At 68.1% G+C, this 433-nt stretch carries 1 protein-coding gene; it reads left to right on the top strand.

Annotated features, from left to right (window positions below; all coding sequences use genetic code 11):
* A partial coding sequence (locus J4E58_RS31805) for an HAD-IC family P-type ATPase (RefSeq protein WP_207255375.1) occupies window positions 1–433 on the top strand: 433 nt, incomplete at both ends.

Below are 433 nucleotides of genomic sequence, written 5' to 3'. Positions count from 1 at the left end.
CGAGACCCGGCTGTCCGGTGTCGACTATCAGGGGCGGGTCTATCGCAAGGGCGCGGTGGATTCGGTGCTGGCCTTCGTCGGTCTGCAACGGGGTGACCTGGCCCCGGCGCTGTCCCGGGAGATCGACAAGATTGCCCAGAGTGGCGGCACGCCGCTGCTGGTGTGCGCCGAGGGCAAACTGCTGGGGGCAATCCACCTCAAGGACGTGGTCAAGCCCGGTATCCGCGAGCGTTTCGCCGAGTTGCGCAAGCTGGGGATCCGTACCGTGATGGTGACCGGCGACAACCCGCTGACCGCCGCCGCCATTGCCGCGGAGGCCGGGGTGGATGACGTGCTGGCCGAAGCCACGCCGGAGAAAAAGCTGGCGCGCATTCGCCACGAGCAGAATGACGGTCGCCTGGTCGCCATGTGCGGCGACGGCGCCAACGACGCT

Origin of the sequence: Pseudomonas sp. FW305-25 (genome assembly GCF_017351415.1) — a bacterium.
Classification (GTDB): Bacteria; Pseudomonadota; Gammaproteobacteria; order Pseudomonadales; family Pseudomonadaceae; genus Aquipseudomonas; species Aquipseudomonas chlororaphis.
The sequence above is the reverse complement of the archived record's forward strand: the minus strand, read 5'-3'. Positions and strand labels throughout refer to the sequence as shown.